The organism is Streptomyces anatolicus, from assembly GCF_019400875.1.
In the GTDB taxonomy this organism is placed as follows: domain Bacteria; phylum Actinomycetota; class Actinomycetes; order Streptomycetales; family Streptomycetaceae; genus Streptomyces; species Streptomyces anatolicus.
The window spans coordinates 1-9,879 of the sequence record NZ_WMBF01000228.1; the positions used below are offsets into that span (position 1 = coordinate 1).

Consider the following 9,879-nt stretch of genomic DNA (forward strand, 5'->3'; position numbering starts at 1 on the left):
CCCCGGAACTCCCCTCGCCCACGGCTCCCGAGGAGCCACTGCAACAGACCGAGGTGGAACGGACGCTGCGGGAGCTGGTCGCGGAGAAGACCGGCTACACCTTCGAGATGGTCGACCCCACCCTGGACATCCAGAACGAGCTGGGCATCGACTCCCTGAAGCAGGTGGAGATCGCGTCGGAGGCGTGGCGCCGCTACCCCTCTCTGCCGCGTGACGAGATCTACCGTTTCGCGCAGGCCCGCACGGTCCGTGACCTGTCGGCCATCCTCATCGAGGTCGCCGCCGCCTCGGCGGACGTGCTGGCCGCTCCCGACACACACGCCGGGGAGCCCGCCGCGCCGCTGCCTGTCGGCCGGGCCTGTTGGACACTTGAGCCCCTGCCCGAAGCGGACGCCCTCGCCGACGCGTACGGGCCACACCCCGCCGCTCTCCTCCTCGATGACCGAAGCGCCCTGGCCGACGCCCTCGCCGACGCGCTGTCAGCACGTGGATGGGACGTACGCCGACTCGCGCTGCCGGGGACGGGCGCGCCCGGCGACGGCCACTGCGAACTGGCCGACTGGACTGAGGACACGCTGCGCGAACAGCTCGCCAAGGCCACCGCGTCCGCGCAGGGGCTGGGACTGTGCGTGCTGCCCGTCGTCCGGGGGCGGAGTGCCGACACCGATGCCGCGATTGCCCGGCTGAGCCACGCCGTGCTGGTCGCCAAGCACGTGGTGCCCGCTCTCAAGCAGACGGCCGCCGCGGGCCACCGCGCCGCGTTCATGGCCGTCACGCAGCTGGACGGGGCGCTGGGGCTCGCGGGTTCGGACGGGCTGGGGCATGAGGCGTTGTTCGGCGGTCTCGGCGGCCTGATCAAGGCACTCGCGGTGGAGGAGCCGAGTCTGTACTCCCGCGTCCTTGACTGCGCTCCCCATCTCCAGCCGAAGGAGGTGGCCGCGCGGTTCCTCGCCGAGATGACCGATGCCGCCGCCCTGACGGAGATCGGCTGGGACGGCGAGGTGCGGCGCACGCCGACGCTGGCCACGGGCCCCAGCGACCTGCTGCCCCTGGGCGCGGCTTCGCACGGCGTGGCAGCGGACGACCTTCTGGTGGTGACAGGAGGAGCGCGGGGCATCACCGCCTGGTGCCTGGAGGCGCTCGCCGCCCAGCAGCCGTGCGGGCTCCTCCTGCTGGGCCGCACCCGCCTGGAGGAACTTCCCGAAGATCCGGAAGCCCGCGAGCCGTTCGACGCGGAGGCCGGGAATCTCGATCAGCAGCGGGAGATGCACGCCACGATCGCCGCCCTGCGCGCGGCGGGTGCCGATGTCACCTACCTCGCGGCGGACGTCGGTGACGCGGAGGCGGTCCGGGCCGCGCTCGCCCCGTACGCCGGTCGTGTCACCGGTGTGCTCCACGGCGCCGGAGTCCTGGCCGACCAGCCGCTGGCGGAGAAGAAGCCGCAGGACATCGCGCGGGTGGTGGGGACCAAGCTCGCGGGCCTCGCCAATGTCCTGGCCGCCCTGGAGCCGGAGAACCTGCGCCACCTGGTCGTCTTCACCTCGGTGTCCGGGATCTACGGCAACGGGCGCCAGACGGACTACGCGATGGCCAACGAAGCGCTCAACCGGTTCGCCTGCGCCTGGAAGAAGGAACATCCGAGCACCCGCGTGGCGGCGATGGCCTGGGGCCCCTGGCGCGGCGGGATGGCTTCGGGACGGGCGCAGGAACTCTTCACCCAGCTCGGTGTGCCTCTCCTGAGCCGCGAGGAGGGCTGTGCCCACTTCGTCCAGCAGATGGCTCCCGCACGCGGCGATGACATGGTGACGGTCATCGGCCCACTGGCCTCGCTCTTCCGGCCCGCGGCGCCACCCCGCCAGATGGAAGTGGTGCGGGATCTTGCCGGCCTGGCCGCCGAGCCCGTACTGCGTGATCACAGCATCGACGGGCGGCCGGTGCTGCCGATGACGGCGGCCATCGGATGGGGCATCAACCTGGTCGAACGCGCGCACGCCGACAAGCCGGTGACGCGGATCCGCGACTTCTGCGTCCGCAAGGGGCTCGTCCTCGACGGCTCCGAGCCGCCACGCGCACGCGTGAGCATGCGCGGCGGGGACAGCCGTACCGACGGCGTCTCGGTCGCGGTCCATGACGACGGCCCCAGCCGCCTGCTCCGCTACGAAGGCGCCTTCGCCATGACGGCGGACGGTGACGCCCCGCCTCGTATGCGACTCCCCGAGGGCCTGGAACACCTGGAACACCTGGGGGCCGAGGACCACGCCCACCACCCCGCGTACGCGGACGGATTCCTGTTCCACGGGCCGCTGTTGCGAGGGCTCGGCCGCGTACTGAGTGAGGACGACACCCGCCTCGTCGTCGCGGCGAGGCTCCAGGACCCCTCGCTGGCCCGTGGGGCGTACTCCGGCGCCCTGTACAGCCCGGCGTCGGCCGATCTGCTTCTGCAAGCGGCGGCTCTTCTGGGCAGGCGGTTGTGCGGCCACCGCTGCCTGCCGGTCTCCGTCGAACAGGTGGACCTGTTCGACTCGTTGCCCGATGGCGAACCGTTCGTCATCGTCGTCGAGTTTGTGGCGCAGGACCCCCTGGAACTCACCTGCACGGTCTCCGCGTGCACTCCGCGGGGTGACGTCCTCCAGCGCTGGAAGGGCCTCAAAGGAATCGTGGCCGTGCCGGAACTGGCCACCCGCGCGGCGTGGCCCGCGCCTGTGCCCCCGTCCGTGCCCGCGCCTGCCGATCTCTGACGGCGAACGCCCCCACTCCGAGCGAAGAGACCATGGACGATCTCCAGTTTCACGGACCCCCTGTCGTAGTCCCCTGGTGGCCGGAAGAGAGTGCCGGGAATCCGGTCGCCCCGGCCTGCGCCGCGCCCGCTCCTGTGCCGTCCGCCCGGTCCTGCTCCAAGGCCCCTGTGAGCGTGGCGCGGGAACTCGCGGGGCTTGTCCATACCGCCCATGAGACGGCCCTGCGGGCGCATCAAGCACTTGAGCACTGGGCGCTCGCAGGCGCCGCCCGGCCCACCCCGGGGGCGCCGACACCGGTCACCCCAGCGGTGCCGGCAGCGGTCATCGAAGCCGGGGAGGCGGCGCGGCGTACGCCCGCCCGGGAGGCTGGTGGCTTCCTGCGGGCGAGCGTCACCTATCGGCACGAGGGCGAGCTGCCGTCCGCCGCCGTGCTGCGTGCCGACACCACGGCCGCCACAGAGGGCGCGGGGTCCTGGGGCTGGACCGTGCACCACGGCGCGGCGCTCCTGGCCGAGGCGCACGGCCTGGCGGGCGAAGGCGCGAGGGAGGCAGCGGCCTGGCCGGTCCGGCCGCTGCCCGGCGTGAGCCGCCAGTTCCGTGCCCTGGCCCGCGCCACCCGCGACCACCTCGGCCCGGCGGACGTGGAGATGGTGGCCGCCGGGCGCCCGGGGAGCTTGTGCCGCGTGACGGAGGCCACCCACTCCGGCGCCGAGACGGGCCGGTACCACCTGGGTCGTCTGACGGCCACCGTCGACCTCGGCCACGGCGGTCCGAGTACGGGCTGGCCGGCACTGCTCGACGCCGCCTGGCAGGCGCTGCACCTCCACACACTGCACCAGGGTCTGCACACCTGCCTGGTTCGCCCCGCTCTGCTGCCCTGGGCGGGCAAGAGCACGGAGATCGAGGTCCTGGACACGGCACAACTCACCGGCTCGCTCACGCTGGAGGCGGACATCGCGGCGATCGGCCTTGTCCCCCGCCCCCACGTGGTCGCCGACATGCGCGTCCACACCGCTCGGGGCCCCCTCGCCCGGCTGCACAACGTGGCCGTGATCCTGCGGGAGCGGCCGGGCACCCCGGTGGGTCCCGGAGCCGCCGTACGACAGGGTTCACAGGGCGAGACACCCGCGTACGCCAACGAGCTGCACATGGCCCATGCCGCCGAAGGGGACCTGCACGTCGCCTACGGCTCGCCCGTCGACGCGGCACATCCGAAGGTCCGCCCCCGCCTGCCCCGGGGTGACCTGCTCATGCTGGACCGGCTGCTCACTGCTCCCCCCGCCGAGGGCGAGGGTTCGCCGGAATCCGTATACGTCACCGAGTACGACGTGCCGGCGGCCCCCTGGTACGTCCGGGAGAACGGGGGCAATGTCCCCCACCTCATGTACCTGGAGTCCTCGCTCCAAGCCGCGGCCTTCGTCGGGGCCGCACTGGGCGCCAGCCTGGAGTTCCCCGACGAGAACGTCACCGTCCGCAATCTCGAGGGCAAGGACCATATGGTTCGCCGGGCTGATCTGCTCGGGCGCACCGTCCGTCAGCGAACCCGGATCCTCGCTCGTACTCCGTTGCCCGGCGCGGTACTTCAGCGGTACGGATACGAACTCAGCGTGGACGACGAGGTGTTCTACCGGGGGGAGAGCGTCCACGGCTTCTTCACCGAGACCGCCCTCGCCAGTCAGCAGGGCTTGGACGGGGGCCGCCTCGTCCCTCCGTGGCTGAGACGCCAGGCGTCGCACGACGTGCGCGCGGTCCGGCCCGACCTGCCGGCGCTTCCCGTGGGACAGGGACGTTTCGCCTTCCTGTCGGAGACCGAGAGTGAGCTGGTGCGCGACGGCGGCAGCCACGGCCGGGGGTACCTGCTGTGCACCAAGCCGGTGCGTGCGGACGACTGGTACTTCGCCCACCACTTCCTGAACGACCCCGTCATGCCCGGCTCCTGCGGGGTCGAACTGCTGATCCAGATGGTCAAGGGCTACCTGCTGTGCACCGACATCATCGACGAGAAGGAGCTGCACGCCCTGCGCACACCGCCCGGCGCGGAGCTCCGGTGGACCTACCGGGGGCAGATCCTGCCGCGGCACCAGGAGGTGCACGCCGAGATCCATCTGCGCCGGATCCACCGGGACGGCAAGGGCCTTACGGCCTGGGCCGACGGCAGCGTCTGGCGCGACGGCCTGCGCATCTACGCGGTCGACAACATCGTCCTACAGGTGGGCGACAGTTCCGGAGAGCAGGTGGGTCACCCATGAGGACGTCGGACCACGCGGCCGTACGCTTCGACCCCGTCGGCGTCCGTGCGCTCCTGTGCGAGCTGGATCAGCCGTGTTTCGTCGTCCGCCAGGAGGGACGGATCGGGGTCGTCGCCGAACACCCCGGCGCCGGTTCCGGCACGCGGGTCCTGGCCGCGGCCTCACCGGTCAGCACCCGGGCGCTGGGCGCCCCGCGTTTCCTGGCGCGGCACGGAGTGCGACAGCCCTACATGGCGGGGTCGATGGCGGGCGGCATCTCGTCCGAGGAGCTGGTGGTCGCCCTTGCCCGCTCCGGCCACCTGGCGTCCTTCGGCGCGGCCGGTCTCTCCGCCGGCCGTGTCGAGCAGGCGCTGCGACGGCTGCGCCGGGAACTCCCGGATCTCCCCTGGGCCTGCAACCTCATCCACGACCCGGCCGACCCGGCGTCGGAACGCCGAACGGTGGACCTCTGCCTGCACCACCAGGTGGCGTGCGTCGAGGCGTCCGCCTTCCTCCAGCCGACGGCGGAGCTGGTCCGTTACCGCGCGGCGGGACTGCGCGGGGCACCGGACGGAACCGTGCACACCGGCAACCGCGTCATCGCGAAGGTCTCGCAGCCCAGCACCGCCGAGTTCTTCCTGCGGCCGCCCCCCGCCGAACTCCTGGCCGAACTCGCCCACCAGGGGCGTATCACCGCCGAGCAGGCAGAACTGGCCGCGTGGGTGGCGCTGGCCGACGACCTCACCGTGGAGGCCGATTCCGCCGGGCACACCGACCGGCGGCCGCTGGTCACCCAACTGCCCCTGATCATCGCCCTGCGGGACCGCGAGGCGGCGGCCGGGCGTCCCGGCGGGGTCGTCGGCGTCGGCGCGGCCGGTGGCATCGGCACTCCCCAGGCCGCGTTCGGCGCCTTCGCCATGGGCGCGGACTACATCGTCACCGGCTCCGTCAACCAGGGATGCGTCGAAGCGGGCACCTCGCCCGCGGTGAAGGCCATGCTCGCCGAAGCCGGGCCCGGCGACTACGCGATGGCCCCCGCCGCCGACATGTTCGAGATGGGAGTCGATGTACAGGTCCTGAAGCGGGGCACCCTGTTCCCCGGCCGGGCCGCTTGGCTCTACCGGCTCTACCGCGAGCACGCGAGCCTCGAGGACCTGCCCGCGAGCGACCTCGAGCGGCTGGAGGAACAGATCCTGCGGCGCCCCGTGGGCCATGCATGGTCGGACGTGGCCGCCTACCTCGCACAACACCGGCCCGAGCAGGCGGCGCTCGCCGCGCACACGCCCAAGCTCCGCATGGCACTGCTCTTCCGCTGGTATCTGGGACTCTCCTCGCGCTGGGCCACGCAAGGCGCCCCGGACCGCGGCGGCGACTACCAGATCTGGTGCGGCCCGGCGATGAGCGCGTTCAACGCCTGGGCCCGTGGATCGCTCTGGCAGGGCCCCGACCATCGGCATGCCCCGGACATCGCCCGGGCGCTGCTGTCCGGCGCGGCCTACCACAGCCGCCTCGCTCAGCTGCGTTTCGCGGGTGTCGGCCTGCCTTCGCTGTGCGGCACCTACCCCGCCCCCGGCGCGGTACCGGCCGCGGGCGCCTCCCCTCAGCCCCAAGGGACGGCGCTCCCCTCACTCGTCTCACTCGTCACGAGCTGAAGAAGGGCTCTCCGCTCCCATGCTGCAGATCGACCCGTTCTGGTCCTACGGAATCGGGGCGGGCTGTGCGCTGGCCACCGCCACCCGGCTGCGTGACGCCCACGGTGACGGCCCGCGCCAAGAGGCAATCCGGGATCGAGGGCTGCTGGCCACCCTGCTGTTCATGGGGGTGCTGTTCATCCCGATGGGCATGTGGCTGGCCACGCGGTTTCCCGGCTGGGAGACCATGTACGCGTGGCGAGCCATCCCGCCGTGGGCACTGGCGGCCTTCAGCGCGAGCCTCGTGGTCTGCGCCACAGCGGGCTACCTGCTCACTCATGGGCTGCTGGTCCGGGGCAAGCTGTGGGGCGCCTGCCTGCAGTTCGTCGTGGCCTACATCGCCGTCTTCTGCACGCTCATCCATGGCTGGGACGGCACCGGTCTGCGCCGCTTCCTCGCCACCGCGCCCGCCGCCTTCACCTCCCTCACGCCGAGCACGGCTGAACTCAGCCAGTGGCTTCGTTCCCCCATCGCCGAGACGCTGTTCTGGATGGGTCTTGTGCTGATCCCGGCCCTCCTGGCGGTGAACGTCCGGCTTCGAACGGGGGGCGTGGGCACATCAGGCACACGAGGCGCACGAGGCGCGCCGGTGGACGGCCTGGACCTGGTCCGGCGGGCGATGTTGGTGATCCTGGGCCCGTGCCTCGCGCTCGCCGTCGCGGCATCCCTGGCCGTCACGGTGTTCGGCGCACTCCTCGGGAGTGCGGCGTGGACCGCGCTCGCCGTCACCGTGCTGCATCCCCGCAGCGCGCTGGCCGCGGTGAGCCGACGTATCGTCCTGCCCGCCGCATGTCCGCCACGCCGGGAAGAAGCCTCAGAAGAAGCCTCTGGAGGCCAGCATCGGCACGCCGGACGGTGACCGCGACCGCGTCACCGTGACAAGCGCCTTCTCGGGCCTTCCCATGCTCTGCCTCCCCCTCTCCCGCGCGGCGGACGTCTGTTCCGCCGTCGACCGGGCACGTTGCGCCCAGGAGGCGTGGGGACCGACACCGGCCGCCGAGCGCACGCGGTGGCTCATGCGTCTGCGCGGAGACCTCAGGGCCCACAGTGCCTGGCTGGGGTCCGTCGTCCAGCACGCGGGTGGGCTCGGGCCACGCGATTGCGCCGCCGAACTCCGCCAAGCGGACGAGGTGTTGCTCCAGGTGGCCAAGGTTCTGCGGGCATCGTCGGGCCTGCGGGCGTCGCCCGGTCTGCGGGCGTCGTCCGGTCTGCGGCAGGCCCTGCACGCCGTACGAGCCCGCCCGGCCCCGGGCCCGTACGGCGGCCCGCACAGACCGGCGGTGGTCTCTTCACGCGTGCATGAGGGGCGGCCCCTGGCCTCCCTCCTCGAAGGCGCCCTGCCCGCACTCGTGAGCGGCAGCGCCGTCGTCACCGCGGTGGACGTCCGCAGCGCCGTGCCCGCGCTCGCGGTGAAACTCCTGGCGCACGGGGCTGGTCTGCCCCGGCACGTCTGGCAGTTGCTGCCGAGCCAGGACTCCGAGCGGGCTACCGCGGGGGATCTGCGAGCGGTACTGAACGAACACGCGGACGACGTCGCCCCGCAATGCTGCCTGCGCGGCACCTCGGGGTCAGGGAACGCGGGGACGCGGGCTCCTGGGCTTCTCGTGCTGCGGCACGACGGATGCTCCCGTGCGGCCGCCCAGGCAGCGGTCGACGCCTGCTTCTCCCGTGCCGGCCGGATGTGCTCGGCCACCCCGCTCATCGCGGTGCACGCCGATCGACGGGCCGAGTTCCTGCGCCAACTCGTCGGCCAGGCCGCCCGATTCACCCCGGAGAGCACGCTCCCCGGCCGGGGACACCTCGCCCTCATGCGCGATTGGTCCGCCACCGTCGCGGCATCCGGCGCTCTGCCCCTACTACCTCTGCCGCCTCTGCTGTCGAACAGCCGCACCAGAGGTACGACGCCCCCCGTCCCGGAGCCGGTCGCCCTCCTCGACCACAGCGCCTGGTACCAGAGGCTCCCCGAACTTCCCCCGGCCGGCCCGGTCGCGCTCGTCACCACCTTCACCCGCTGGTCCGAGGCGCTGGCGCTCGCCCGTCACACCGGTAACCACCTCAGCGTCTTCACCCGCACACGCGCCGCGCAGCTGGTTCCTCAGTTCGCGGGGCTTCCCGCCTCCCGGATCGGATTCAACCGGGCGTCGTCGCCCACCCCGGCCTGGGGCGCACCAGGCGCGCACTCCTGACCGGGGCCGATGGTCGTGCCGTCGGTGGTGGCGTGATCGGCGCGGGCCCACAGACCCGTCGCGTGAACGTCGCTCAAGTAGAGGTAGGGCAAAGGCAAGGGCGGTAGTGCGGCCGTGGAGAGGGCCACGGGCAGCAGGCCGAAGACGCGGCCCCCGAGCCGCGTCGCGGCGAACCGCACGTCACCGGAGAGGGTGATGCGACGGGCCACCGTGCAGGAGCCGGGCGCGCGGTCCGAACCCTGGTAGCCGATACGGGCGTTGTCCAGGGTGACACTCGCTGCGCGGCACACGTCGTGCCCCAGGGGGCAGTACATGGCGGTGACGGTGAGCCCGGTGGCACGCAGCGTCGCCCCGCGCGGGGACCGGCCGCCCGGCACCGCGACCTTGAAGCACGCCAGAACGGCTCGTGCGGCTTTCGCTCGCACCGCTCTCGCGGGAGCGGCGCCAGGGAGATCCGCTGCCGTACACGAGTCCGAGGGCGCCGCTGCCGACGTGGGGGCCTTGCGCACGGGCGGCGCGGCCGGATCGGCACCGGCCGTCCTGCGCACGGGCGGCACGGCGGGATCGGCACCGGCGGAGACGGGGAGGAGACCGAGCACGCAGGTGGCGCAGAGGAGCAGCGCCGCACGGCGTCGTCCCACTCGTCCACTCACCTCTCGGCGCCGACGGCCTCGTCGACCGGTACCGGTACCGCCTCGGACCCGCCCTCGTCCTTTCTCCACGCCAGGGCGAGCGAACCGCCGAGCAGAGCGAGAAACATGCCGATCAGGAAGCCGCCGAGGTTGGCGAGCGGGTAGGACAGCAGTCCGAGTACGAGGGCGGCCGCACCGCTCGTGGTGGCGCCGGCGGGGCGTGCCCACAGGTGTGCGGCACAGGCCAGCAGGGCGGCTGCCACGAGGACCGCGCTGGCGCCGCTGATCCCCTGCAGGCCCAGCAGGCTGGGGCGGGCGAGCGGGAAGACGCCCAGTTCGACGGCGGCGAGGGCGAGCACGAGGCAGGCGGCCACGGGGCGCGGGCGATGGGGACGGGGCGGGAT

The 9,879-nt window shown here is 72.8% G+C and carries 7 protein-coding genes; 5 read left to right on the top strand and 2 right to left on the bottom strand.

Annotation, left to right across the window (positions count from 1 at the left end; genetic code table 11):
• From GKQ77_RS19950 to GKQ77_RS19970, 5 genes are all read left to right on the top strand, one after another.
• The coding region (locus GKQ77_RS19950) for an SDR family NAD(P)-dependent oxidoreductase (RefSeq protein WP_219690282.1) at positions 1-2,738 on the top strand (2,738 nt) is incomplete at its 5' end.
• 173 nt (positions 2,739-2,911) lie between these two features.
• On the top strand, positions 2,912-4,987 hold the full coding sequence (locus GKQ77_RS33950) for a hotdog family protein (protein WP_219690283.1): 2,076 nt from the start codon (positions 2,912-2,914) through the stop codon (positions 4,985-4,987).
• Entirely contained in the window at positions 4,984-6,618 is a 1,635-nt protein-coding gene (locus GKQ77_RS19960; protein WP_219690284.1) for a PfaD family polyunsaturated fatty acid/polyketide biosynthesis protein, read from the top strand. Before GKQ77_RS33950 ends, GKQ77_RS19960 begins: the two co-directional genes overlap by 4 nt.
• Before the next feature lie 19 nt (positions 6,619-6,637).
• Complete coding sequence (locus GKQ77_RS19965; RefSeq protein ID WP_219690285.1) at positions 6,638-7,516, top strand: hypothetical protein; 879 nt, start codon at positions 6,638-6,640, stop codon at positions 7,514-7,516.
• A gap of 16 nt (positions 7,517-7,532) precedes the next feature.
• A complete protein-coding gene (locus GKQ77_RS19970; RefSeq protein WP_219690286.1) occupies positions 7,533-8,843 on the top strand; it encodes an aldehyde dehydrogenase family protein in 1,311 nt (436 codons plus the stop codon).
• Here GKQ77_RS19970 and GKQ77_RS19975 read toward each other — a convergent pair.
• Positions 8,753-9,484 carry a hypothetical protein gene (locus GKQ77_RS19975; protein WP_219690287.1) on the bottom strand — a complete coding sequence of 244 codons (732 nt, stop codon included), beginning with the start codon at positions 9,482-9,484 and terminating at the stop codon, positions 8,753-8,755. The genes GKQ77_RS19970 and GKQ77_RS19975 overlap by 91 nt on opposite strands.
• An 8-nt stretch (positions 9,485-9,492) precedes the next feature.
• Positions 9,493-9,879, bottom strand: a 387-nt coding sequence (locus GKQ77_RS19980) for a DUF6114 domain-containing protein (protein WP_258021599.1), incomplete at its 5' end; no start/stop codon positions are given.